This window comes from Streptomyces sp. (genome assembly GCF_019510245.1).
GTDB lineage: Bacteria > Actinomycetota > Actinomycetes > Streptomycetales > Streptomycetaceae > Streptomyces.
The window spans coordinates 14,276-39,360 of sequence record NZ_JAEKKT010000212.1 but is presented as its reverse complement, the minus strand read 5'-3'; the positions used below and the strand labels follow the sequence as shown (position 1 = coordinate 39,360).

Annotated in this window: 23 protein-coding genes; 11 read left to right on the top strand and 12 right to left on the bottom strand. The window is 71.5% G+C overall.

All coding sequences use genetic code 11. The annotated features are described in order from the left end of the window. Nucleotides 1-59: 59 nt before the first annotated feature. Nucleotides 60-1,346 (bottom strand): ion channel protein, encoded by a 1,287-nt coding sequence (locus JF597_RS42845; RefSeq protein ID WP_294009480.1) that lies wholly within the window; start codon nt 1,344-1,346, stop codon nt 60-62. A gap of 136 nt (nt 1,347-1,482) precedes the next feature. On the opposite strand from JF597_RS42845, the gene JF597_RS42840 reads away from it, so the two are divergent. Next, nucleotides 1,483-2,244 (top strand): MerR family transcriptional regulator, encoded by a 762-nt coding sequence (locus JF597_RS42840; RefSeq protein ID WP_294009478.1) that lies wholly within the window; start codon nt 1,483-1,485, stop codon nt 2,242-2,244. Between the two features lie 12 nt (nt 2,245-2,256). Here JF597_RS42840 and JF597_RS42835 read toward each other — a convergent pair whose 3' ends face one another. Next, nucleotides 2,257-2,622, bottom strand: coding sequence for a YbjQ family protein (locus JF597_RS42835; RefSeq protein WP_294009476.1), 366 nt, complete (start codon nt 2,620-2,622; stop codon nt 2,257-2,259). A gap of 138 nt (nt 2,623-2,760) precedes the next feature. Between JF597_RS42835 and JF597_RS42830 the strand changes: the two genes are divergently transcribed. Next, nucleotides 2,761-3,651, top strand: coding sequence for a VTT domain-containing protein (locus tag JF597_RS42830; RefSeq protein ID WP_294009474.1), 891 nt, complete (start codon nt 2,761-2,763; stop codon nt 3,649-3,651). 106 nt (nt 3,652-3,757) lie between these two features. Here the strand turns inward: JF597_RS42830 and JF597_RS42825 are convergent, their stop codons facing one another. Together JF597_RS42825 and JF597_RS42820 are read right to left on the bottom strand one after the other, a co-directional pair. Then, the gene (locus JF597_RS42825) at nt 3,758-5,413 is read right to left on the bottom strand and encodes a threonine/serine exporter family protein (protein WP_294009472.1); all 1,656 of its coding nucleotides are present in this window, start codon (nt 5,411-5,413) and stop codon (nt 3,758-3,760) included. A 161-nt stretch (nt 5,414-5,574) separates the two neighbouring features. Next, on the bottom strand, nt 5,575-6,066 hold the full coding sequence (locus JF597_RS42820) for an inorganic diphosphatase (RefSeq protein WP_018547987.1): 492 nt from the start codon (nt 6,064-6,066) through the stop codon (nt 5,575-5,577). A 79-nt stretch (nt 6,067-6,145) separates the two neighbouring features. On the opposite strand from JF597_RS42820, the gene dacB reads away from it, so the two are divergent. The 6 genes from dacB (at nt 6,146) to folE (ending at nt 14,046) form a co-directional block, all read left to right on the top strand. Continuing rightward, nucleotides 6,146-7,807: a D-alanyl-D-alanine carboxypeptidase/D-alanyl-D-alanine-endopeptidase gene (dacB, locus tag JF597_RS42815; protein ID WP_294009468.1), complete on the top strand. Its 1,662-nt coding sequence runs from the start codon at nt 6,146-6,148 to the stop codon at nt 7,805-7,807. Between the two features lie 254 nt (nt 7,808-8,061). Beyond that, nucleotides 8,062-9,195: a zinc-dependent metalloprotease gene (locus JF597_RS42810; protein WP_294009466.1), complete on the top strand. Its 1,134-nt coding sequence runs from the start codon at nt 8,062-8,064 to the stop codon at nt 9,193-9,195. Between the two features lie 191 nt (nt 9,196-9,386). Further along, complete coding sequence (tilS, locus tag JF597_RS42805; RefSeq protein WP_294009464.1) at nt 9,387-10,499, top strand: tRNA lysidine(34) synthetase TilS; 1,113 nt, start codon at nt 9,387-9,389, stop codon at nt 10,497-10,499. Nucleotides 10,500-10,575: 76 nt separating this feature from the next. Then, entirely contained in the window at nt 10,576-11,136 is a 561-nt protein-coding gene (gene hpt / locus JF597_RS42800) for a hypoxanthine phosphoribosyltransferase (RefSeq protein ID WP_093500061.1), read from the top strand. Nucleotides 11,137-11,263: 127 nt separating this feature from the next. Continuing rightward, entirely contained in the window at nt 11,264-13,303 is a 2,040-nt protein-coding gene (gene ftsH, locus JF597_RS42795; RefSeq protein ID WP_294009462.1) for an ATP-dependent zinc metalloprotease FtsH, read from the top strand. Nucleotides 13,304-13,440: 137 nt separating this feature from the next. After that, nucleotides 13,441-14,046: a GTP cyclohydrolase I FolE gene (gene folE, locus JF597_RS42790; protein ID WP_294009460.1), complete on the top strand. Its 606-nt coding sequence runs from the start codon at nt 13,441-13,443 to the stop codon at nt 14,044-14,046. Between the two features lie 19 nt (nt 14,047-14,065). Here the strand turns inward: folE and JF597_RS42785 are convergent, their stop codons facing one another. From JF597_RS42785 to JF597_RS42760, 6 genes are all read right to left on the bottom strand, one after another. After that, nucleotides 14,066-14,554: a DUF3180 domain-containing protein gene (locus tag JF597_RS42785; RefSeq protein ID WP_294009458.1), complete on the bottom strand. Its 489-nt coding sequence runs from the start codon at nt 14,552-14,554 to the stop codon at nt 14,066-14,068. A gap of 50 nt (nt 14,555-14,604) precedes the next feature. Beyond that, complete coding sequence (gene folK / locus JF597_RS42780) at nt 14,605-15,216, bottom strand: 2-amino-4-hydroxy-6-hydroxymethyldihydropteridine diphosphokinase (RefSeq protein ID WP_294009456.1); 612 nt, start codon at nt 15,214-15,216, stop codon at nt 14,605-14,607. Next, a complete protein-coding gene (folB, locus tag JF597_RS42775) occupies nt 15,213-15,572 on the bottom strand; it encodes a dihydroneopterin aldolase (RefSeq protein WP_093500050.1) in 360 nt (119 codons plus the stop codon). Before folB ends, folK begins: the two co-directional genes overlap by 4 nt. A gap of 248 nt (nt 15,573-15,820) precedes the next feature. After that, a complete protein-coding gene (locus tag JF597_RS42770) occupies nt 15,821-16,324 on the bottom strand; it encodes a nuclear transport factor 2 family protein (RefSeq protein ID WP_089099919.1) in 504 nt (167 codons plus the stop codon). Beyond that, nucleotides 16,321-17,214 carry a dihydropteroate synthase gene (gene folP / locus JF597_RS42765; RefSeq protein WP_294009452.1) on the bottom strand — a complete coding sequence of 298 codons (894 nt, stop codon included), beginning with the start codon at nt 17,212-17,214 and terminating at the stop codon, nt 16,321-16,323. Before folP ends, JF597_RS42770 begins: the two co-directional genes overlap by 4 nt. Before the next feature lie 100 nt (nt 17,215-17,314). Beyond that, a complete protein-coding gene (locus JF597_RS42760; RefSeq protein ID WP_294009450.1) occupies nt 17,315-19,210 on the bottom strand; it encodes a phosphatidylglycerol lysyltransferase domain-containing protein in 1,896 nt (631 codons plus the stop codon). Nucleotides 19,211-19,434: 224 nt separating this feature from the next. Between JF597_RS42760 and JF597_RS42755 the strand changes: the two genes are divergently transcribed. Together JF597_RS42755 and JF597_RS42750 are read left to right on the top strand one after the other, a co-directional pair. Beyond that, nucleotides 19,435-20,547, top strand: a complete 1,113-nt coding sequence (locus JF597_RS42755; protein ID WP_294009448.1) for an alpha/beta hydrolase-fold protein — start codon at nt 19,435-19,437, stop codon at nt 20,545-20,547. Nucleotides 20,548-20,677: 130 nt separating this feature from the next. After that, the gene (locus JF597_RS42750) at nt 20,678-21,850 is read left to right on the top strand and encodes a hypothetical protein (RefSeq protein ID WP_294009446.1); all 1,173 of its coding nucleotides are present in this window, start codon (nt 20,678-20,680) and stop codon (nt 21,848-21,850) included. Between the two features lie 211 nt (nt 21,851-22,061). Here JF597_RS42750 and JF597_RS42745 read toward each other — a convergent pair whose 3' ends face one another. Together JF597_RS42745 and JF597_RS42740 are read right to left on the bottom strand one after the other, a co-directional pair. Then, complete coding sequence (locus tag JF597_RS42745; protein WP_294009444.1) at nt 22,062-23,390, bottom strand: PH domain-containing protein; 1,329 nt, start codon at nt 23,388-23,390, stop codon at nt 22,062-22,064. Then, nucleotides 23,387-23,890: a PH domain-containing protein gene (locus JF597_RS42740; protein WP_294009442.1), complete on the bottom strand. Its 504-nt coding sequence runs from the start codon at nt 23,888-23,890 to the stop codon at nt 23,387-23,389. Before JF597_RS42740 ends, JF597_RS42745 begins: the two co-directional genes overlap by 4 nt. A gap of 31 nt (nt 23,891-23,921) precedes the next feature. Here JF597_RS42740 and JF597_RS42735 point away from each other — a divergent pair, with 31 nt between their 5' ends. Further along, complete coding sequence (locus JF597_RS42735) at nt 23,922-25,073, top strand: NADH-quinone oxidoreductase subunit D (RefSeq protein WP_294009440.1); 1,152 nt, start codon at nt 23,922-23,924, stop codon at nt 25,071-25,073. Nucleotides 25,074-25,085: the final 12 nt, after the last annotated feature.

The following is a 25,085-nucleotide window of genomic DNA, read 5'->3' as shown; positions in this document are numbered from 1 at the left end:
CGACGCGAACGATATAGGTGATGTGTGCGACACGGACGAAGCGGGGGAATCCACAGGGATCAGCGCAGGGCGGTACCGTCCGCCCGCAACTGCATTCTCGGCCGCCCGGTCACCAGCAGCCATGCGGGCAGCGACGCGATGCACAGCAGCGCGAGGATGCTCGTCGAGGCCACCAGGACCGCGGCCGTGAACAGGCTCACCCAGCCCTGCCGGGTGATCGCCAACAACATGCCCAGGACGCCGGCCGCCACGCCCACCGAGGGCTGGACCGCGGGAACCAGGGCGTGGGCGCACAGCCCGAAGGCCGCGCCGATGAACACCGACGGAAAGATCCGGCCACCGCGGAACCCGCAGGCGGAGGCCACCGTCAGCGCCGCCAGCTTGACGACCGTCATCACGGCGTACTGGCCCGCCGACCAGCCCGCAGGGTCCTTCGCGAGCTCCGCGACCTCGTCCAGCCCCTTGAAGAGCGTCAGGTGGCCACCCAGTGCCCCCAGGAGGCCCAGGACCAGTCCGCCGACCGGAAGGGCCACCATGGGGTGCCCGAGGCGCCTGAAGGCGTCGTGGACGGTCGGGAAGGCGTAGACGGCGCACAGGCCGAGCAGGGCGGCCGCGGGCGCGATCACCAGGACCGCCACCAGGTCGGGCCAGCGCGGGTGGCCGAGCCCGGGCAGACCGAGGTCGAGGGTCGGTCGGGCCACCAGGGCGGTCGTCATCGCACCCGCCCCCGCGGCCGTCAGCGGACCGAAGAGGTTGTCCCACAGTGCCCCCTTCAGCGGCTTCCCGGCCAGCGCCTCGGAGATCACCAGGGCCGCCGCCACCGGCGTCCCGAACAGCGCGCCGAGCGTCGCCGCGTCGGCCAGCGCGGGCCACAGCGAGCCCGGCAGCCGGGGCATCGCGAGCCGTCCCAGCCAGAGCGCGAGCCCGACGTTCACGGCGATGAGAGGGCTCTCCGGGCCGAGGCTCGGCCCGCCCGCGAGCATCAGCACGGTCGCCAGCGTCAGCCCCGGCAGCACGGCGGGCGGGAGCGCGACCGCCTCCAGACCCAGGGTGGCCGGATCGGGCCCCGCGTGCCCGGGTACCTTCCACACCACCAGCCCCACCACGATCCCGGTGACCGTCAGCATCACCAGCATCCACAGCACCGAGTAGCGTCCGACACCCAGGGCGTCCGGAAGGTTGTTCCACAGCACGTGCTGGAGCCGTTCGGCCAGCGAGCTCACCAGCAGGAACAGCAGGCTGCTGCCGACACCGACGACGAGTGCGGGCAGGATCAGCGGCAGCAGGGCGCGCGCGGGGGCCGAGGGCGGGATGGGGAGCGCCTGCTGCGCGGTGTCCTGGGCCACGGGCTCACGATAAGCGGGTAAAACCGACAGAACATCCCGAACTGTTCGGCGAACGGGGTCCGGGGACGTCCGTGCGGAACGGGCTTGCACCTCACGCGACGTGAGGCCCCAGGGTGGAGCACGGAAAGGAGCGGAAGTGAACTACTCCGTAGGACAGGCCGCCGGGTTCGCCGGCGTCACCGTGCGCACCCTGCACCACTACGACGAGATCGGCCTGCTGGTGCCGGGCGAGCGCAGCACCGCGGGACACCGGCGCTACGGCGACGCCGACCTCGACCGGCTGCAGAAGATCCTGTTCTACCGGGAGCTCGGCTTCCCGCTCGACGAGGTCGCGGCCCTGCTCGACGACCCGGACGCGGACCCGCGCGCGCACCTGCGCCGCCGGCACGAACTGCTGACCGCCCGGATCGAGAAACTGCAGCAGATGGCCGCGGCCGTGGAGCACGCCATGGAGGCACGCAGGATGGGCATCAACCTCACCCCCGAGGAACGCTTCGAGGTCTTCGGCGACAAGGACCCCGAGCAGTACGCCGAGGAGGCCGAGCAGCGCTGGGGCGGCACCGAGGCCTACGCCGAGTCCCAGCGCCGCGCGGCCCGCTACACCAAGGCCGACTGGCAGCGTATGAAGGCCGAGGTCGACGACTGGAGCGCGCGGTACGCCGCCCTGGTGACCGCCGCCGAGCCGCCGGCCGGCGAACGGGCCATGGACATGGCGGAGGAGCACCGGGCGCACATCTCGGCCTGGTTCTACGACTGCCCGCACGAGATGCACCGCTGCCTCGCCGCGATGTACGTCTCGGACGAACGCTTCAAGGCCTTCTACGACGCGATGGCGCCGGGCCTGGCCGAGCACCTCAAGGAGGCGATCGAGGCGAACGCGGCCCGGCACCCGGCGTGAGCCAGCTCGGGCCTACTCCCTGTCGACGACGACGGCGGTGCCGTACGCGCAGACCTCGGTCCCCACGTCCGCCGCCTCGGTCACGTCGAACCGGAACGCCAGCACCGCGTTGGCCCCACGCGCGCGTGCCTGCTCGATCAGCCTTTCCATGGCCTGGTTGCGGGTCTGGACGAGCGTTTTCGTCAGCCCCTTCAGCTCGCCGCCGATCATCGACTTCAGACCCGCGCCGATCTGACTGCCCAGGTGCCGGGAGCGCACGGTCAGCCCGAAGACCTCGCCGACGACCTCCCGCACCCGGTACCCGGGAACGTCGTTCGTGGTGACGACCAGCACATCGGCCTGCGGTCCCTGACCGCCGCCGTACTCTTCGATACCCATGTCCACAGCCATTCCCCAGGCCGGGCACAGTCCATCCAGGTTCCACCGGTGGAACCTGGGGCGGACACATTACGTTGATAGCTTTGTGCGCCCGCACAAGGAACCCGACGTGCCTTCCCCCTTCAGGAGCCCGGAACCGTGATGACGCTCGCCCTCGGCCCGAGCTGGCTGGATCCGAACCAACTTCTCGACTCGTTCGGCATCTGGGGCCTGCTCCTGGTGGTCTTCGCCGAGTCCGGCCTCCTGATCGGGTTCTTCCTTCCGGGCGACTCCCTCCTGTTCACCTGCGGTCTGCTGATCACCTCGAACCAGCTGGACTTCCCGCTGTGGGGCGCCATCGCCCTGATCTGCCTCGCCGCGGTCCTCGGCGACCAGGCGGGCTACATGTTCGGCAAGAAGGTCGGCCCGACCCTCTTCAACCGCCGGGACTCCCGCCTCTTCAAGCAGGAGAACGTGGCGAAGGCGCACGAGTTCTTCGAGAAGCACGGCCCGAAGTCCCTGATCCTGGCCCGCTTCGTGCCGGTGATCCGCACGTTCACGCCGATCATCGCCGGCGTCAGCGGCATGGCCTACCGCTCGTTCCTCACGTTCAACGTCATCGGCGGCGTCCTGTGGGGCGCCGGCGTCACCCTGCTCGGCTCCTGGCTCGGCAAGATCGACGTCGTCAAGAACAACGTCGAGGCGATCCTGATCCTGATCGTCCTGATCTCGGTCGTCCCGATCATCATCGAGTTCCTGCGGGCCCGCGCGAAGGACAAGAAGGCGGCAGCACAGCAGCCGGAGCCGGCGCCCGTCCCGCAGTACCCGGCACCCCCGGTGATGGACGACGCGACGACCCGGCTCCGCAGGATCGAGCCGACATACACCCCGCAGCAGTACGGCCAGCAGCCCCAGCCTCAGCAGCAGTACGGCCAGCAGCCCCAGCCTCAGCAGCAGTACGGCTACGGCCAGCAGCAGCCGTACTACGACCAGGGCGGCTACGACCAGCAGCAGTACCCGTACAACGAGGAGCAGCAGTACCGCCCCTGAGGGGCGCTGGGGGGCACCGCCGCCCCAAGGCTGGGGAGGTACTGCGCGACAAGCCACGACGCACCCGCACCCGCCGACGCGCCTCATCGGCCCCCACGGATGGCGCTCAGAACCCCCTGGTCCGCTTCGCGGCCCTCCGCTTCCCGGCCGACCCCACCCGCAAAGTCAGCCGGGAGATCTCCGACCCCAGATTGACCCCGATGGCGATGGCCATGGCCAGCGACGCCGCCTTGGCCAGCGACACCAGCCCCTTGTCGACCTCGTTCTGCGCCATCGACAGCAGCCCGAAGTAGGTCGCCGACCCCGGCAGCAGCGGCCCGATCGCCGCCGTCGTGTACGGCAGCGCGGAGGCGAACCGGTACCGCGACAGCAACTGCCCGAACAGCCCCACCAGCCCGGCCGCCACCGCCGTGGAGGCGACCGGCGAGATCCTCCCGGCGTAGTGCATCGCACCGTAGACGCACCACGCCACACCGCCGTTGAGGGTCACCGCCAGCACGGTGGACCGTTCCTGCTGGAGCAGGACGGCGAAGGTCAGCGACAGCACCATCGACGCGGCGATCTGCAGCAGCGGCCGCGCGGAGCCGATCAGCGCCGCGTCGGGGTTGAGCCGGCCGCCCAGCTTGACGCCGAAGTACAGGACCGTCAGCACCCCGATGACGATGCCGACGAAGAAGTACATGACCTCCAGCAGGCGCGCGGAGGCGGTGATGTAGAAGCCGGTGAGCCCGTCCTGGACGCCCGCCACCAGGGCCCGCCCGGGCAGCAGTGCGAACAGGCCACCGGTGACGACCGCGGACGCCGCCACGTCGACGTGGGCGAGCGCGAAGGCGACCCCGATCGCGGCCGGCGGCATCGCGGCGATCATGAACTGGTAGAACTCCGGCAGCCCGCGTCCCGCGCACAGCCACGCCAGCCGGTCACCGAGCATCGCCCCGATCGCGGCCGCAACGAACACCAGCAGGTCACCGCCGACCAGCACGGAGGCGGCCCCGGCGAGCAGCCCGCTCGCGGCGGTCAGCGCCCAGCCGGGGTACGGGTGGCGGTTGCGGCGGATCTCCGCGAGCCGCCGGTAGGCCTCCTCCAGGGAGACATGGGTCTCGGGGTCGGTGAGGTCGTCCACGAGCCGGAAGACGGCGGACAGGCGCGTGTAGTCGGTCCCGCGCCGCCGCACCGTCCGGGAGGCGGTCACGGGGTCGTCGACGAGCGAGGGCTGGTACGAGATCGCCAGCAGCGTGAAGGTGACACCCGGCTCGCACCGGTCCAGCCCGTACGACCGGCAGACCGCGAACATCGCGGCCTCCACGTCCTCCGCGCCCTCACCGCCCGCCAGCAGCAACTCCCCGATGCGCAGGGTCAGGTCGAGCACGCGCGGGACGGCGGGAGCGCCTTCCTCGGCCTTCTGCACCGGCTCCACGGCCGGCCGCTCGGCCACCGGCATGCGCAGCATCGTCCGCATCCGGTCCTGCCAGGGCGCGTCCTTGACGAGGCTGACCGCGGGGAACCCGGAGGCCGGTGTGAAAACGGGCGGGGCGTCATGGGCGCTGTAGGTGCTCGGCGGGCTGAACGCCGACCCCTCCGGCTCGGCACCCGCCGACTGCGGTGCGGCGAGTCCCCGCGGCACCGCGAACTCGGACGTCGTCTCCGGTTCACCGCCGCCCTCGGGGACCTCGATGCCCCGGGGGAGGGCGAACTCGGACGTGAGTTCCGGGTCGTACCGCGCCTCGTCCGACCTGGGCTTGCGGTCCTCCGTCTCCGTCACCGTCGTAACGCTCCCTGACCTACACCTTCACAACAGCCTCAGTATGCGCGTGACCACACAGCTGACACGAAAACCAGCCGTGGGGGAACGCGGCGGGCACGAAAAACGGGCCCCACGCGTGCGTGCGGCCCGTTCCCCGGTACCGGTCCACCGGAGCGGTCTCAGTGACCGCCGGTCTCCTTGAAGCGCTTGTACGACCGCTCGATCTCCGCCTCGGCGTCGGTGCGGCCGACCCAGTTGGCGCCCTCGACGGACTTGCCGGGCTCCAGGTCCTTGTAGACCTCGAAGAAGTGCTGGATCTCCAGGCGGTCGAACTCCGACACGTGGTGGATGTCGCGCAGGTGCTCCACGCGCGGGTCGGTCGCCGGGACGCACAGCAGCTTGTCGTCGCCGCCGGCCTCGTCCGTCATCCGGAACATGCCGATGGCGCGGCACTTGATCAGGCAGCCCGGGAAGGTCGGCTCGTCCAGGATGACCAGCGCGTCCAGCGGGTCGCCGTCCTCGCCGAGGGTGTTCTCGACGAAGCCGTAGTCGGTCGGGTAGGCGGTCGAGGTGAAGAGACGACGGTCGAGGCGGATCCGACCGGTCTCGTGGTCCACCTCGTACTTGTTCCGCGAACCCTTCGGGATCTCGATCGTGACGTCGAACTCCACCGGTGGCTCCTCCATGATCAACACATAGTTCTGATGGTTAAGTGTCCCCCACGCTGGTGTGTGATCGCGAAAGGGGCTGGTGGTCGTGCCAGAGCTGAGGCCTTGGCAGTCCGCGAAACCGCGTGTGCGGAAGATCGCGGGAGCCGTACGACCGCGGCTGGCACGCCTGGTGAACGGCACGAAACCGCAGGTCGCACGGTTGCGGCGGGCAGCGGGACCGCGGCTCGCACGCGTCGTGCGCGTGACGGGACCCCGGCTGGCCACCCTGGTCCGCCCCCCTCGACCTCGGTCCCGGACGCTCAGGACCTGGCAGTACACCGCGGGCGCCGCCACGGCCGGGCTCGCGCTGGCCGCCGGTGCGGTGACCGCGGCGGGCCCCTGGGACGCCGACGGTCAGCGTACGGCCGAGCGGGACCGGGCCGCCGCTCTGGAACGGACGGGTGGCGTAGATCACGCCTCCGCTGCGGACTCCGTCACAGCCGACGGCCCGACCGGCCCCGCACCCAGTGCCGGGCCGGTCCTGACGGGGCTGGACGGCGCCACGAACACGGTGAAGTCGGCGCCCGCCGGAAAGTCCGTCGGCATCTCCGGAAGGGCCGTCACGAACCTCCTGGGGCCGCTCCTGAAGGCTCCGGCGCTCGGCAGCACCCGTACCGCCGTGGTCGTCGACGTGGCCACCGGCAGCCGCCTGTACGGCTCCGGCGCCGACACCGCCATGACCCCCGCCTCCACCACCAAGATCGCCACCGCCGTCGCCGCCCTCTCCGCTCTCGGCCCCGACCACCGCATCACCACGCGCGTGGCCCTCGAACCCGGCACCAGGGAGGCCGTCCTGATCGGCGGCGGCGACCCCACCCTGACCGCCCGCAAGGACGCGGCCGGCTGGGCCAGCCTGCGCACCCTCGCCGCCGAGACGGCGAAGTCGCTGACCGCGCGGGGCATCAGGGAGATCACGCTCTCCTACGACACCACGCTCTACTCCGGCCCCGACCTGCACTCCATCGGCGTCAACGAGAACCTCGCGCGCGTGAGCCCCCTGACGGCCGACGAGGGCCGCACCAACGACTCCACCGAGGGACCCGTGCTCCGGGTGGGCGACCCGGCGGCCGACGCGGCACGTAAGTTCGCGGGCTTCCTGGCGGACGCCGGCATCAAGACCTCGTCGCCCGGCACCTCCAAGGCGAGCAGCCGCGCCGAGACCCTCGCCACCGTCTCCTCGCCGCCGCTCTCCTCGATCGTCGAACGCATGCTGACCAACAGCGACAACGACATCGCCGAGGCCCTGGCCCGCCAGACGGCGCTCGCGAGCGGCAAGGCGGCCAGTTTCGACGGGGGAGCGGCCGCGATCGACGCCGAGCTGACCGGGCTGGGCCTGCCGATGGCCGGAGCCTCCTTCCACGACGGCAGCGGCCTGAACCGCGACGACCGGCTGACGGCGAACCTCCTCACCGCCCTCCTCGTCAAGGCCGCCGACGTCGACCGGCCGGGCCTGCGCGCGGTCCTCACCGGCCTCCCCGTCGCCGGTTTCACCGGCACCCTCACCGGCCGCTACACGGACGGCGCGGCAGGCGTCGTACGCGCCAAGACAGGCACCCTCACCGGCGTCAACACCCTCGCCGGCACGGTCGTCGACAAGGACGGCCGCCTCCTGGCCTTCGCCTTCCTCACCTCCAACACGACCAACCCACCGGCGGCCCAGGCGGCCCTGGACAGAACGGCGACGGCCTTGGCGGGCCTGTAATCACGTCCGCCTGCCGCCCGTCCGCCGACTGCCTGCTGCGAGCTGCCTGCCGCCTTCCGCCCGCCGCCTTCTGCCCGCCGCGCCGCCGTGGCGCGGCCGCTCCTCAACCGCCGTGCCCACGGCGCCGGGCGCCTGGAAACCGACCCGCCCCCTGCCGACGCAAGCCCCCAACCCGACCCCACCACACAAGTCACGCCAACCTCACCAACCCGCACGGCCTGCCCCAAGCGGTAGCGCTAACGTACGGTTGACGCATGACGAGCATCGGTGGCGCTGCTTCTTCTGGGATGGTCGACTGGAATCTCGCGGTGGCGACCGCGACCCGGCTCGTGCGGCCGGGGCCGGAGGTGAGCCGCGACGAGGCCCGGGCCATCGTCGCGGAACTGCGGCGGCACGCGAAGGCCTCGGAGGAACACGTCCGGGGCTTCACTCGTATGGGGACCGACGACATCCACGACACCCCCGTTCTGGTGGTGGACAGGCCCGGCTGGGTGAAGGCGAACGTCGCCGGTTTCCGTGAACTCCTCAAGCCGCTCCTCGAGAAGATGCAGGAGCGGCGCTCCGGCACCCCCGGCGGGGCGGTCCTCGGCGCGGTCGGCGGCAAGGTCACCGGCGTGGAACTCGGCATGCTGCTGTCGTTCCTGTCGTCCCGGGTCCTCGGCCAGTACGAGACCTTCGCCCCCTCCTCCCGCGACCTCCCGGCGGACGAGAACGGCGGCGGCCGACTGCTGCTCGTCGCCCCGAACATCGTCCACGTGGAGCGCGAACTCGACGTTCAGCCCCACGACTTCCGCCTGTGGGTGTGCCTGCACGAGGAGACCCACCGCACCCAGTTCACGGCGGTCCCCTGGCTGCGCGCCCATCTGGAGGGCGAGATCCAGTCGTTCCTGTCGGAGACCGACGTCGACCCGATGACCGTGCTCGAACGCATCCGGGACGCCGCCCAGTCCCTCGCCGGTAGCCGCCCGGAGGCCGAGGAGGACGACGGCGGACGGTCGTTCGTCGAACTCGTGCAGACCCCGGCCCAGCGCGAGATCCTCGGCCGGCTCACCGCCGTCATGTCCCTCCTGGAGGGCCACGCCGACTTCGTCATGGACGGCGTCGGGCCCGCGGTCGTGCCGACCGTCGCCGAGATCCGCGAGAAGTTCCAGCAGCGGCGCGCCAAGGGCGCCTCCCGGCTCGACATGACCCTGCGCAAGCTGCTCGGCCTGGATGCCAAACTCCGTCAGTACCGGGACGGCGAACGGTTCGTGCGGGCCGTCGTCGAGCAGGTCGGCATGGACGGCTTCAACCGGGTGTGGACCTCCCCGAACACCCTGCCGACCAAGGCGGAGATCGCCAAACCGGCGGACTGGGTCGCGCGGGTGCACCGCAGGGCCGAGTCGTGAACCGACGGATGTGGGGTGAACGGAAACCGGCCGACGGCAGGCGAACGCCCCTCCAATCACCCGTCCGAGGGACCGTGAGCGATGGGTAGGCGTGCGATGCTCGGGGAACGGCCCGTTTCTGTCACCATCGACACACTCTGAGTGACCGGTCTCGGGTTCACCCCCCGAAAACTTCATGAAGGGAACCGGACATGGGTCCCCATCCTGCGGTCGCGGCGATACGCCTGGCGGTCCGCCGCGTCCTCCACGACATCCTCACCGACGACAGCCGCCACGCCCGCACCGCCGGTGAGCGCACCGGTGGGCGCATCGGCGTGCGCCTCGCGCGCCCCGTCGGCGGCTTCCCCGAGGCCCCGGAGATCCCGGAGCAGACACCGAACGAGCGGCCCCCCTCCCCGCTCGTCCTCGTCGCGTGCTCCGGCGGCGCCGACTCCATGGCGCTCGCCTCCGCCCTCGCCTTCGAGGCCCCCAAGCTCGGCATCCGCGCGGGCGGCATCACCGTCGACCACGGCCTGCAGCCCGGCTCCGACCTGCGCGCCGAGGAGGTCGTCCTGCGGCTGCGCGAACTGGGCCTCGACCCGGTCGAGGCCATCACCGTGACCGTCGGCCGCGACGGCGGACCGGAAGCCGCCGCCCGCGACGCCCGCTACGCCGCCCTGGACGCCGCGCTGGAGCGGCACGGCGGCACCGCGATCCTGCTCGGCCACACCAGGGACGACCAGGCCGAAACCGTCCTGCTCGGCCTCGCCCGCGGCTCCGGCATCCGCTCCCTGTCCGGAATGGCCGCGGTCTCGGGGGCCGGCGGCCGTTACCGCCGTCCGTTCCTCCAACTGGACCGGCAGACCGCCCGCAAGGCCTGCATGGTCCAGGCCCTCCCCGTCTGGGACGATCCTCACAACGCGGACCCGGCGTACACCCGCTCCCGGCTTCGCCACGAGGGCCTGCCCGCGCTGGAGAAAGCCCTCGGCAAGGGCGTCGTCGAGGCGCTCGCCCGCACCGCCCAGCTCTCCCGGGACGACGCCGACGCCCTCGACACCTGGGCCAGCCAGGCGGAGGCCTCCGTACGGGACGCCGCGGGCCTGCTGGAGTGCGCCAAGCTCTACGCCCTGCCTCCCGCGGTACGCCGCCGGATCCTGCGCCGCGCGGCCATCGAGGCGGGCGCACCGGCCGGTTCCCTGTTCGCCCGGCACATCGAGGAAGTCGACCGCCTCATCACCGGCTGGCGAGGCCAGGGGGCCATCAATCTCCCCGGCAAAGTCGTCGCCCAGCGCCAGGGTGGCAGACTGGTGATTCGGCAAGGCTGAATCCCGACCTCGCGAAGAGCTCCTCGGCGCTCCTCCGAAGGACCGGGTAGGCCGGTGGGACGACCGACCGAAAGTGATGCGGGTGGACGCGAAAGACATGGGTGCCGACCTCCAGCAGGTGCTCATCACCAAAGAAGAGATCGACGCGAAGCTGGCCGAGCTGGCCGCGAAGATCGACGCGGAGTACGCGGGCAAGGACCTGCTCATCGTCGGCGTCCTCAAGGGCGCCGTGATGGTCATGGCAGACCTCGCCCGGGCGCTGTCCACCCCCGTCACCATGGACTGGATGGCCGTGTCCTCGTACGGCGCGGGCACCCAGTCCTCCGGTGTGGTGCGGATCCTCAAGGACCTCGACACCGACATCAAGGGCCGGCACGTCCTGATCGTCGAGGACATCATCGACTCGGGCCTGACCCTGTCCTGGCTGATCAACAACCTCGGCTCCCGCGAGCCCGAGACCCTGAAGATCTGCACCCTGCTGCGCAAGCCGGACGCGGCCAAGGTCGCCATCGACGTCGAGTGGGTCGGATTCGACATCCCCAACGAGTTCGTCGTCGGCTACGGCCTCGACTACGCGGAGAAGTACCGCAATCTCCCGTTCGTCGGTACGCTCGCGCCTCACGTCTACGGCGGCTGACCCCGGCTGATACGCCGCAGGGTCCACTTACGTAAGACGATCGGGAACCCCAGCGGGTTTCGCGCCGTTGGAGCATGCAGAGAAACTCACTATGGCAGGAGGGACGGGGCGACACCGCTCCGTATGGATGGACGTGAAGCGATACTTCCGTGGGCCGGTCATGTGGATCGTGCTGGCCGTCCTTGCCGTGGTCGTGTTGATGCAGGTCGTCGGCTCGTCCGGCGGCTACAAGACGGTGGACACCGGCCAGGTCGTGGCGGCGATCAATGACAACAAGGTGGAATCGGCCAAGCTGACCACCGGTGACGAGCAGACCATCAAGGTCACGCTCAAGAACGGCGAGAAGGTCGACGGCAGCTCGAAGATCCAGGCGAGCTACATCGGCGACCAGGGCGTGGCCCTCGCCAACACGCTGCAGACCAAGTACCAGGACAAGCAGATCCCCGACGGCTACACCGTCGCGCCGACCAAGCAGAACGCCTTCGTCAGCGTCCTGCTCTCGCTGCTGCCCTTCGTCCTCATCGTGGTCGTCTTCCTGTTCCTGATGAACCAGATGCAGGGCGGCGGCTCCCGGGTCATGAACTTCGGCAAGTCCAAGGCGAAGCTCATCACCAAGGACACCCCGAAGACGACCTTCTCGGACGTGGCGGGCTGTGACGAGGCCGTCGAGGAACTCCACGAGATCAAGGAGTTCCTGCAGGAGCCGGCCAAGTTCCAGGCCGTCGGCGCCAAGATTCCCAAGGGCGTGCTCCTCTACGGCCGTCCCGGCACCGGCAAGACGCTGCTCGCGCGCGCCGTCGCCGGCGAGGCGGGCGTCCCCTTCTACTCGATCTCCGGTTCCGACTTCGTCGAGATGTTCGTCGGTGTCGGTGCCTCCCGAGTGCGTGACCTCTTCGAGCAGGCCAAGGCGAACGCCCCGGCGATCGTCTTCGTCGACGAGATCGACGCGGTCGGCCGCCACCGCGGCGCCGGCCTCGGCGGCGGTCACGACGAGCGCGAGCAGACGCTGAACCAGCTGCTCGTCGAGATGGACGGCTTCGACGTCAAGGGCGGCGTGATCCTCATCGCCGCGACCAACCGGCCCGACATCCTCGACCCGGCGCTGCTGCGCCCCGGCCGCTTCGACCGCCAGATCGCGGTCGACCCGCCGGACCTGCAGGGCCGTCTGGAGATCCTCAAGGTCCACCAGAAGGGCAAGCCGGTCGCGCCCGACGTCGACCTCGCGGCGGTCGCCCGCCGTACCCCGGGCTTCACCGGCGCCGACCTGTCGAACGTGCTGAACGAGGCGGCCCTGCTCACGGCCCGCAGCGACCGCAAGCTCATCGACAACCAGATGCTCGACGAGGCGATCGACCGCGTGGTCGCGGGCCCGCAGAAGCGGACCCGGATCATGTCGGACAAGGAGAAGAAGATCACCGCGTACCACGAGGGCGGCCACGCCCTGGTCGCGGCGGCCTCCCCGAACTCCGACCCGGTCCACAAGATCACGATCCTGTCCCGCGGCCGTGCCCTCGGCTACACGATGGTCCTGCCGGACGAGGACAAGTACTCGACCACGCGCAACGAGATGCTCGACCAGCTCGCCTACATGCTGGGCGGCCGCGCGGCCGAGGAACTGGTCTTCCACGACCCGACCACCGGCGCCGCCAACGACATCGAGAAGGCCACGGCCACCGCCCGCGCGATGGTCACGCAGTACGGCATGACCGAGCGTCTCGGCGCGATCAAGTTCGGCGGCGACAACACCGAGCCCTTCCTCGGCCGTGAGATGTCCCACCAGCGCGACTACTCGGAAGAGGTCGCCGCCCTGGTGGACGAGGAAGTCAAGAAGCTCATCGAGAACGCGCACAACGAAGCCTGGGAGATCCTGGTCGAGAACCGCGACGTCCTCGACAACCTGGTGCTCCAGCTCCTGGAGAAGGAGACGCTGGGCAAGGAGGAGATCGCCGAGATCTTCTCCGCCATCGTCAAGCGCCCGGCCCGGCCCGCCTGGACCGGTTCCTCCCGCCGTACGCCGTCCACCCGCCCGCCGGTGCTCTCCCCGAAGGAGCTCGCACTGACCAACGGGACCAACGGCGCCACCGCGGCAATCAGCACCGCCAAGGCCACGGCGGCCGAATCCGCCTCCGCGGTCGAGAAGGCTCCCGAGGACCGCCCCGAGAGCTGACTCACACCGGCCTCGTCCGGCTCGGAATGGATGCCGCGCCCCCCAGGATCTAGCCTGGGGGGCGCGGCATTTCCGTAATGCCTGTACATGAGGTGTGTGATCCACATGCGCCCACCCCGAGGAACGAGGCACCCCAGATGACCGACCCCGTGACCCTGGACGGCGAAGGCACCATCGGCGAGTTCGACGAGAAGCGCGCCGAGAACGCCGTACGCGAACTCCTCATCGCGGTCGGCGAGGACCCGGACCGCGAGGGCCTGCGGGAGACTCCGGCGCGGGTGGCACGGGCGTATCGCGAGCTTCTGGCGGGCAATCACCAGTCGCCCGAGGAGGTCCTGACGACGACCTTCGACCTCGGACATGACGAGATGGTGCTGGTCAAGGACATCGAGATCGTCAGTCTCTGCGAGCATCACATGCTGCCGTTCCACGGGGTGGCTCATGTCGGCTACATCCCGGCGGAGACCGGCAAGATCACGGGTCTGTCGAAGCTGGCGCGTCTGGTCGAGGTGTTCGCCCGCCGTCTGCAGGTGCAGGAACGACTCACCACCCAGGTCGCGGACTCGCTCATGCGGATCCTCGAGGCCCGGGGGGTGATCGTCGTGGTCGAGGCCGAGCACATGTGCATGTCGGTGCGCGGGATCCGCAAGCCGGGTGCCAAGACGACGACGTCGGCGGTCCGCGGCCAACTCAGGGACGCAACGACCCGCGCCGAGGCGATGAGCCTGATACTGGCGCGCTGACCGCCTCGGCGGGCGGGGCTCAGGCGACCGGCTCGGCCCCGCTGTGGTCGTTGTCGTCGTCCTCCGGGAGCTTGCACACCCGTTCCAGGAAGATGGCCGCCGCTATCACGCCGATGCCGGCGACGACCGAGAAGGCCGCGTAGAGGGCCTGGTCGCGGCGGGTGGGCAGGTCGAGGAGCTCCAGGAGGAAGACGCCGGTGCCGCCGTACATGCCGGCGACGAGGGCGGCGACGAGGGCGCTCGCCTGGCCGAAGACCACCGCGCGGGCCGCCATCAGGGGATCCACCCCCTTGGCGCCGGGGCGGCGCTCGCGCTGCGCCTTGAGGCGGGCGCGCAGCGAGAGCGCGGTGGAGAGCAGGACCACGGCGATCAGGGCGAGGACGATCGGGGCGGCCACCGGCACGCTGGGCAGTGTCCCCACCGCGTTCCAGAGGCGGGCGGCCGCCCAGGACAGCACTCCGGCCACGACGAAGACGCCGGCCAGCACCCTGATCCGCAGCTCTTTCACTGTTTTCCTTCAGCTCCCCCGCAGCGATGTGGTCGTCTCGACCTTAACGACTACTCGGGCAGTCGGAGTTCCAGGTCTCCCCGCGCTTCCACACCGTGCCGGGTGACGGCCGCCAGGAGGTCCGCGACCGTGCCGCGGCCGGGCAGCAGGGCCTCCGGGTCGATGTCGTACCAGGGCGCGAGCACGAAGGCGCGCTCGTGGGCGCGCGGGTGGGGGAGGGTGAGCTGCGGGTCGTCGGAGACGACGTCGGCGTAGGCGACGATGTCGACGTCGAGGGTGCGCGGTCCCCAGTGCTCGTCCCGCACCCGGTTGAACGCCTCCTCGACCGCGTGGGCCCGCTCCAGCAGGGAGGACGGCGGGAGGGTGGTCTTCAGCACCACGATCGCGTTGTAGTACGTCGGCTGGCTGCCGGGCTCGACGCCCCACGGCTCCGTCTCGTACACCGGCGACACGGCCTTGATGCGGACGCCCGGGGTGTCCTCCAGCGCGTCGACGGCGCCTTGCAGGGTCTCCAGGCGGTTGCCGAGGTTGGAGCCGAGGGCGACCACGGCCCGTTTGGGGTTGGACAGGGTGGTGTCGGCGGCGTCGACCTGTTCGACGACGGAGGCGGGCACCGGCTGTACGGTCGGGTCGCTCGGCCCCCGCAGGGAGGATGCGGTCATACTCGGCTCCGGGTGATGGTGACGGTGACGTCGTCGAAGGGGACGGTGATGGGCGCGTCCGGCTTGTGGACCTGGACCTCGACCTCTCTTACCCCCTCGTGCTTGAGGCAGACCTGGGCGATCCGCTCGGCGAGCGTCTCGATCAGGTTCACCGGCTCCCCCTCGACCACGGCGACGACCTCCTCGGCCACGATGCCGTAGTGCACGGTCTTCGTCAGGTCGTCGTCGGCCGCCGCCGGACGGGTGTCCAGGCCAAGGGCGAGGTCCACGATGAAGGTCTGGCCCTCCTCGCGCTCCTTGGGGAAGACACCGTGGTGCCCGCGGGCCCTCAGGCCGCGCAGCGCGACACGATCCACGCGAATCACTCCTGCAATCGTCGGGGTGGCGGCCGGGCGGCATCGCGTGCGGACGAAGGACCGGCCTCACACGAATCTACCTGCGGGCACCGACACAGCCCGGGTACGGGGCGTGTGGTCCGCCGGGGTGCGGCAGGGTTCACCGGCTGTTTCCCCCGGAGAACCCGGCGGCTCACGGGCCGGTGGCCGTACCTACTCGCGAGTTCGTGATTCCAGCCACTTCTTGGGCCGCCAGGGGTGTCCCGGGGTCAGGAGGGCGTGTCGTCCTCCTCGTCCTCGTCGGTCTCGGAGAGCACCGGGGAGGCGTGGTGGGACCAGAGCTTCCAGCCGTCCCGGGTGCGCCGGAACACGTTCGTGGCGACGACCAGCTGGCCGACCAGCGGGCCGAGTTCCTGGCTGCCCTCGGGGGCCGGTCCGCCGCTGAGGATGTTCTCCGTGCAGGTGACCAGGGCGGTGTCGCCGGTGACGGAGACGTGCACGTCGGTGAGGAAGAACTGGATGTAGTCGGTGTTCGCCATGATCAGCGCGTACGACCGCAGGACCTCGCCGCGGCCGGTCAGCACCGGCCAGCCCGGGTGCACGCAGGAGATCACGCCGCTGTCGGCGGGGTCGTGGTACTCCTCGTCGACGCCCAGGTCGGCGGGGGTGAGCCAGAGGGAGGAGACGGTCTCGAAGTCGCCGTTCTCCAGTGCCTCGTAGAAGGCGGTGTTGGCGGCCTCGACCTGCTCGACGTCGGTGTGGGGGGCGCTCACCGGGCTCCTTCGCCCGGCGCGTCCGTTCCGGTGCGCGCTCCCTCTATCGCGCGCGCGACCCGTACCGCGTCCGCCGTGGCGCGTACCTCGTGCACGCGCACCGCCCATGCGCCGGCCTGCGCGGCGAGTGCGGAGACGGCGGCCGTCGCGGCGTCGCGCTCCCGGGCCGGCGGGGGCGCTCCTTCGGGTCCGGCCAGGACCCGGCCGAGGAACCGCTTGCGGGAGGCGGCGACGAGCAGCGGGTGGCCCAGGGCGTGCAGCCGGTCGAGGTGGGCGAGCAGGGTCAGGTCGTGCTCGGAGTTCTTGGAGAAGCCGAGGCCGGGGTCGACGACGATCCGGTCGGGGGAGATGCCGCCGGCCAGGACGGCGTCCACGCGCGCGTGCAGTTCGTCGAGGACCTCGCCGACGACGTCGGCGTACACGCCCTGGACGTTGCCGCCCTCCAGGAAGCCGCGCCAGTGCATGACGACGAAGGGGGCGCCGGAGTCGGCGACGACGGGGATCATGTCGGGGTCGGCGAGGCCGCCGCTGACGTCGTTGACGAGTGCGGCGCCGGCGGCGAGGGCCTGCCGGGCGACGGAGGCGCGCATGGTGTCGACGGAGACGACGACGCCTTCGGAGGCGAGGCCGCGGACGACGGGGACGACCCGGCGCAGTTCCTCGTCCTCGTCGACGCGGGTGGCCCCCGGGCGGGTGGACTCGCCGCCGACGTCGACCAGGTCGGCGCCCTGGGCGCCGAGGTCGAGGCCGTGCTTGACGGCGGCCGTCGTGTCGAACCAGCGGCCGCCGTCGGAGAAGGAGTCGGGGGTGACGTTCACGACCCCCATGACCGCGCACCGGTCCCATGCCGGAAGCCCTGTCACCTGGCCACGTCCGCTGTGGTTGCTCATACGTTCAGCGTAGGCCCAGGGCCCCGTGGCCAGCTCCCGTGGCCCGAGCGGCGCCCCCGGGCCGGAGGGGGAGGGGCGTCCGCTCGGGCCGGTCATGGGGTCAGGCCGCTCGTACGCCCTGTTCGGCGATGCCGTGGGCGCACGGGCGGGGGGCGAGGGCCTGGCGGCGCAGGAAGCGGGGCAGCGGCAGGGCGAGGCTGACGAAGCCCTCGGCCTGCATGGCGGCGAGCCCGATGCGCGGGAGGTCGCCGGAGGCCCGGTAGACCACGAACCGCGGCTCCCAGCGGGGCTGGAACTTGGCGTTGAACTTGTAGAGCGACTCGATCTGGAACCAGCGGGAGAGGAACACCAGCAGTCCGCGCCAGGCGCGCAGCACCGGTCCCGCGCCGATCTTCTCGCCGCGGGCGAGCGCCGAGCGGAACATCGCGAAGTTGAGCGAGATCCTGGTGATGCCGAGCTTCGGGGCCGCCTGGAGGGCGGCCACGATGAGCAGTTCGTTCATCCCGGGGTCGGCGGAGCGGTCGCGGCGCATCAGGTCGAGGGAGACGCCGTCGGCGCCCCAGGGCACGAAGTGCAGGATCGCCTTGAGGTCGCCGTACTGGCCGGGTGTCTCGTCCGCCCCCCCGTCTCCCACCGCCGCCCTACCCGAGGCTCCCCCAGAGCCGAAAGCCTGGGGGGACCCCCATCGCGCCGCCCCTTCGATTCTGTGGGCGGTGGCGATCAGGCAGTCGCCGTCGGCGGGGTCACCGATGCGGCCGAGCGCCATCGAGAAGCCGCGCTCGGTGTCGGTGCCGCGCCAGTCCTCGGCCGCCCGGCGGATGCGGTCGAGTTCGGCCTCGCCGAGGTCACGGATGCGCCGCACCCGGGTTTCGTAGCCGGCCCGCTCGATGCGCTTGACCATCTGGCGCACGTTGCGCATCGCGCGTCCGGCGAGCGAGAAATCCGCCACGTCCACCACCGCCTCGTCGCCCAGTTCGAGCGCGTCCAGGCCGGTCTCGCGGGTCCACACCTCGCCGCCCGTCTCCGAGCAGCCCATGACGGCGGGGGTCCACGAGTGGGCCTTGGCCTCGTCCATGAAGCGTTCGATGGCGCCGGGCCAGGCCTCGACGTCGCCGATCGGGTCGCCGCTGGCGAGCATCACGCCGGAGACGACGCGGTAGGTGACCGCCGCCTTGCCGCTGGGCGAGAAGACGACCGCCTTGTCGCGGCGGAGCGCGAAGTGGCCGAGGGAGTCGCGGGCGCCGTGCTTCTCGAGCAGGGCGCGCAGCTGGGTCTCGTCCTCCTCGGTCAGGTGGGCCGCCGGGTGTTCGGGGCGGAAGGCGAGGTAGATGGTGGTGACCACGGTGATCAGGCCGAGGGCGCCGAGGGAGAAGGCGACCGTCCAGGAGGTGGAGCCCTCGTAGTCGACGGGGCCCTCGAAGCCGAACAGGCCGTACAGGACGTGGGTGATGCGGTCGGCCAGGCTGGGGTCGCCGATCGTGCGGTTGGGGTGGGCGCTGACGATGACCAGGCCGAGCGCGAGCGAACCGGCGCTCATGAGGACGAAGTTGGCGAGCGCGCGCCACCGGCTGCGCGGGTCGGGGAGCGCCTTGAACTCGTCGCGGTGGAGCACGAGCGGCACGAACAGGGCCAGTGAGATCAGCGCGCCGATGACCGAGTGCCGGTACACGAACTGCGAGACCGCGCCGGCCGGCAGCAGCACGACCGCGGCCCGCCAGGCCCGCCGCTTGCGCCGCTTGAGCCCGTGCGCGAGCAGCAGCAACAGCACGCCGACGCTGAGCGAGAGCGCCGCGGCGAACGGGCCGAGCGAGCCCGGCAGCACCTCGGCCATGGCGTGCATACGGCTGTGACGGAAGCGCGGGAACACACCCGCGGCGATGTCCAGGACGCCCACGACCGCGCACGCCCTGCCGACCAGGGCGGGGACGGCCTCAGGGCGCGGGCCGCGGACTATGCGCCGCGCCCGGCTTGATCGGCTCGGAACCTCGCCCGACAATTCCCCATCTATCCTGACAGACATCGCATCCCGTAGTTCTGCGAGAGACCTTGAACCCGGGCCCGATTCGGGCATCCGGCGACATTGCGCCCTCTAGGACGGTGTCTCGGGGGGAGAGGTTCACTCCCCACCGGAAAGCCGGTTCAAAGGCCAGGGAAAGCCCGGGGCAAGCCTCGCTGAAAGCGGCGGTGGTCACGGGGGGAAGCGCAGGCAGGAAGCACCTCATGGGTCTCACGAGCAATAAATTGCTGGCATTGGCGATCTTGTTCGCCGCACTGCTGTTCGTAGGCACGGTGTGGCTGTGGCCCCGGCTGGGCCGCCGGAGCTGGCGGGCCGTCAGCGGCCGCGTCGGTCTTCTGCTGGCCACGCAGTTGGCGCTCTTCGCGTGCGTCGGGATAGCGGTCAACCAGGCCTTCGGTTTCTACGCGAGCTGGGCCGACCTGTTCGGCACGGAAACCGACCAGGGCGTCGTCGTCGACCACGCGTCCGGACCGGTCCAGGTGGTGTCCACGTCGGAGGTGCACGGCATGGGCGGGTCGCTGCCGACGACGGCCGGGCAGATCCAGCAGGTCGGCATAGTCGGCCGGACCACCCACATCGCCACGCCCGCGTACGTGTACCTGCCGCCGGAGTACTTCCAGCCGCAGTACCGCACGCGGACGTTCCCGGTGGTGGTCGTCCTCAGCGGCTATCCCGGCACCGCGCGGGCGCTGGTCGAAAAGCTGCACTACCCGCGCACGGCGCAGCACCTGGTCCGGGACGGGAAGATGCGGCCGACGATCCTGGTGATGCTGCGGCCCACGGTGGCGCCGCCCCGGGACACCGAGTGCGTGGACGTCCCGCACGGCCCGCAGACCGAGACCTTCTTCGCCAGGGACCTGCCCGCCGCCGTGCGCGCGCACTACCGGGCCGCCGTGAAGCCGGGCGGCTGGGGCATCGTCGGCGACTCGACGGGCGGGTACTGCGCACTCAAGCTCGCCGTGCACCATCCCGGCGTGTACGGGGCCGGCGCCGGGCTCTCCCCGTCGTACAAGGCGCCCCTCGACGCCACGACCGGCGACCTCTTCCAGGGCGACCGGAAGCTCGAGAACCGCGCCGACCTCTGGTGGTTCCTGAAGCACGAGCCCGCCCCGGACACCTCCCTGCTGGTCACCAGCAGCAAAGTCGGAGAGACCAACTACAAGGCCACGCTGAAGTTCATCAAGAGCGTGGAGGCCACCAAGCTGACCCGGATCTCGTCGATCATCCTCGACAGCGGCGGCCACAACTTCAACACCTGGCGCCGCGAGATCCCCGCGACGCTCCAGTGGATCAGCGGCCGATTGAGCGGCCGCTGAGCCCCGGCCCCGCCGATGCCGTGCGAAGACTTCGTTGTCGCTGTGTTTTTACGGCCCGGGGCACCACGATTCGCCTACGCGCGGTAAGTTTCTGGCCATGCCACGTGGACGTCACCGTCATTCCCCGCCCTTGCACAGGCTGTTGCCTCCCTCGGCGATCGCCGGTGTCTCCCTCGTCTGCGCCCTTGGCCCCTGGTTGTTCTCCGAACCGACGGTGCTGCGCACCCTGGCCGCGGTGGCCGCGGCCACCGCGGCCGTCGGCGCCGCCGTCATGCGGCGCTGGGACAGCGAGGCGGGCAAGCAGGTGGCCGACCTGTCGCGCGCGCGTGCGAGCGACGAGTGGCGCCACGAGGAGCGGATCGCCGAGCTGGAGACCGACCTGGAGGAGTCGCGGGAGCTGCGCGCCAAGCTGGAGCAACGGCTGCGCGCGAAGCGGTCGGAGCTGGCGGGGCTGCGCAACGAGCACGCGTCCCTGCTGCGCCGGTACGCCACGGCCGAGACCGAGCGCGCGAGCGCCCTGGAGGGCCGCCGCCTGCTGGAGATCGAGGCCACCGCGCCGTCGAACGCGCTGCCGGCCGCCCGCAGTGCGGAAGACGCCGAGGAGTCCCTGGCGGCCGTCGAGGAGAAGGCCGAGGAGCTGACGGTCGAGGAGACGGTTCCCGCGGTCTTCTCGCCGGAGGGTTCCAAGCTGTTCCTGCGGGCCAAGGTGGCATTGGCCCGGTTCGACGAGAAGGACGCCCCGAAGGGCGAGACCGAGGCGGGCACCGAGACCGAGGGCACGGTGGTGACGGCCGGCGAGTCCGCGGCCACCCCGACGGGCGAGTCCGCGCCGGAGGACGAGGCGCAGGGGCAGCCCGAGGCGGCCGACGGGCACGCGCGCGCGGCCGCCGTCACCACGGCCGGACCGGAGACGGCGGACACCGCCCCGGCGCCGGCGGAGCAGGACGCCCACCCCACGACGGCACCGTCCGCCCGCTCCGTGCAGCCCTCGGGCCACTTCACGGTGCCCACCGCGGTGGCGGTCCTGCCGGCCGCGCCCATTCCGCGGCCGCTGGTCACCGGCGGCTTCGACTTCTTCGGCACCCAGAAGGGCTCGCCGGCGGGCGGCCTGGAGGCCATGCACAACGAGGACCTCGCGGACGTCGTCGGCCAGGAGGCGCTCGCGCTCCACAAGGCCGAGTCCGAGGCCGACTTCAAGCCCGCCGACGCGCAGGCGCGCGGCGTCGGCCAGGTCATCGACCTGACCGCGCACGACGAGACGGAGCAGATCAACCTCGGCGGCCTGCGCAGCGCCGCGTCCTGAACACGCGGCGGTGCCCAGCCGGGGGACGGCCGGTGGTCGGGTGCGGCGCCGCCGTGGCCGGTCGCGCAGTTCCCCGCGCCCCTAAAAGCAGGGCACTGCGGTGAGCGCCCCGTGAGGGGCGCTGGGGGTCCACCCGGCCGAAGGCTGGGGTAGGAACTGCGCGACCAGCCCCGCTCACCCGCACCCGAGCACCCACCGGCCGAAACGGCCGTCAGGCCATCCAACGGTCCGGTCGCGCCGTCCGGCGCCCCGTCCGTGACCGCTCGGCCTGCTCCCGCAGCAGCGCCGCGGCCTCCTCGGCGCCCCGCAGCCGCGCCGTCACGGTCTTGCCGGCCCCCGTGTCCACATGGACGTCCGCGAGCCGCCACAGCCGCCGCCAGGGCCCCTGGGTGAGCCGTACGCTCTGGACCTTGGCGTGCGGGACGAGCGCGAGGTGCCGGCGCAGCAGCCCGTGGCGCGCCGCGAACACCGTGTCGGTCACCGCGAGCCCGTACCCGCGCCACCACAGCGGCACGCACCACCGCGCCCGCCCCGGCGGCCGCAGCGGCTCACCGGGCACGGTCACACCGGGCAGCACGCGCGCGACGACCGACTCGGCGACCGCGCGCGGTGCGACCGGGACCAGCACCGAGTTCGCCGACCCCGCCACGTCCAGCTCGACCCGCACCCACCGCAGCGGCCGCCACATCAGCGGCTCCACGATCCGCACGGTCTGGACCCGCCCCGGCGGCACGGTCTCGTGGGTGCGGTCGAGGAGCCCGTGGTCGATGCGCAGCCCGTCCGGGGACTCCCCGACCGTCCAGTCGTACTCCCCGACGAACCGCCCCACGCTGGTCGTGGCCGCCGCGCCGAGCAGCGGCACGGCGGTCGCGAGCACCGTCCACACGCTGTGGGTGGTCAGCCAGAGGAACGGCGGCGCCACGAGGGCGGCGGCCAGGGAACCCCAGGTGGCACCCGTCAGCACGATGGAGAGGGCGAGCTTGGCCGGGGGCACCCGCATCAGCTCGTGCGCCGGAGCCTCGCCGACCTCGTGCGCCGTCTCCGGTGCGAACCCGGCGGCGCGCGCGAGCAGTTCCGCGCGCAGCGCACGCGCCTCGCCCTGGCCGAGGAAGGCGAGTTCGTCCTTCTTGTCGGTGCCGACGACGTCTATCCGCAGCTTGGCGACGCCCGCCACGCGCGCGAGGAGCGGCTGGGTGATGTCGACGGCCTGGATCCGCTCCAGCCGGATGTGCGCGGTCCGCCGGAACAACAGGCCGGTGCGTATGCGCAGTTCGCTGTCGGTCACCGAGAAGTAGGTGAACCACCAGGTCAGGAAGCCGTACAGGGCGCCCGCGGTGACCAGGGCGGCGAGCCCGCCCAGGACCATGGTCGTGGTCAGCTTGGTCAGCTGCTCCTGCGCCTGGTTCGGGTCGTGGACCGCCCAGCCGGTGAGCACCGCGACCGGCGCCCACGCCCGCCGGAACGGCGTCACCGGGTGCAGGCGCCGCTCGCCGACGGTCCGGCCCGCGGGTATGGCGCTCTCGACGCCCGGCGCGGTCACAGCCCCGCCGATCGGGCCTCGCCGAGCTCGGTGAGCCGGTCGCGCAGCCGTTCCGCCTCGGCCGGGTCGAGCCCGGGGATCGTCGCGTCGGTGGCCGCGGCGGCGGTGTGCAGCTGCACGGTGGCGAGCCCGAAGTGCCGCTCGACGGGCCCCGAGGTCACCTCCACCAGCTGCATCCGCCCGTACGGCACCACGGTCTCCTCGCGCCACAGCACCCCGCGGGTGATCAGCAGGTCGTCGGCGCGCTCGGCGTAACGCCAGGAGCGCCAGTTGCGGCCCAGTAGCACCCAGCCCCAGGCCAGCGCGGCCAGTGGCAGCAGCGCGCAGGCCGCCCACGCCGGGCCCGCGAGCAGGCCCGGCAGCAGTCCCAGGGCCAGGGCGAGCAGCCCCAGCCACACCACCAGCAGCAGCCGGCGCATCCGCAGCAGGCCGGGCGGCAGTCCCGTCCACACCGGCTCGGTCCCCGTGGTCTCGGCGCCGGTGGCGCTCCCCGTCTCCATGGGGCCAGCGTACGTAGGGGAGACTGGGTTCATGACGCCTACGACGGAGACCACGGTCGGGATCGGCGGCGCCGCGGAGAGCACGGACATGGTGCTCAACATCGGCCCCCAGCACCCCTCCACGCACGGCGTGCTGCGGCTGCGGCTGGTGCTGGACGGCGAGCGGATCGTCTCGGCGGAGCCGGTGATCGGCTACATGCACCGGGGCGCGGAGAAGCTCTTCGAGGCCCGCGACTACCGGCAGATCATCATGCTCGCCAACCGCCACGACTGGCTGTCGGCCTTCTCCAACGAACTGGGCGTGGTCCTCGCCGTCGAGCGCATGCTCGGCATGGAGGTGCCCGTCCGCGCGGTGTGGACCCGCACCCTGCTCGCCGAGCTGAACCGGGTCCTCAACCACCTGATGTTCCTCGGCTCCTATCCGCTGGAGCTGGGCGGCATCACCCCGGTCTTCTACGCGTTCCGCGAGCGTGAGGAGCTCCAGAACGTCATGGAGGAGGTCTCCGGCGGGCGCATGCACTACATGTTCAACCGCGTCGGCGGCCTCAAGGAGGACCTGCCGGCCGGCTGGACGGCACGCGCGCGTGCGGCCGTGGCCGCCGTGCGCTCCCGCACGGACGTCTTCGACGACCTCGTCCTCGGCAACGAGATCTTCCGCGGCCGTACCCGGGGCGTGGGCGTCCTCGCGGCGGAGGCCGTGCACGCGTACGGCGTGAGCGGGCCCATCGCGCGCGCCTCGGGCGTCGACTTCGACCTGCGCCGGGACGAGCCCTACCTGGCCTACGGCGAGCTCCAGGACACCCTGAAGGTCGTCACCCGGAGCGAGGGCGACTGCCTGGCCCGCTTCGAGTGCCTCCTGGAGCAGACGCACAACGCCCTGGACCTGGCCGACGCCTGCCTGGACCGGCTCGCCGCCCTGCCGCCGGGACCGATCAACCAGCGGCTCCCCAAGGTCCTCAAGGCGCCCGAGGGCCACACCTACGCCTGGACCGAGAACCCGCTCGGCATCAACGGCTACTACCTCGTCAGCAAGGGCGAGAAGACCCCGTACCGGCTGAAGCTGCGCTCGGCGTCGTACAACAACATCCAGGCGCTCACCGAACTGCTGCCGGGGACGCTGGTGGCGGACATGGTCGCGATCCTGGGGTCGCTGTTCTTCGTGGTGGGGGACATCGACAAGTAGGGGCTGGGGGTA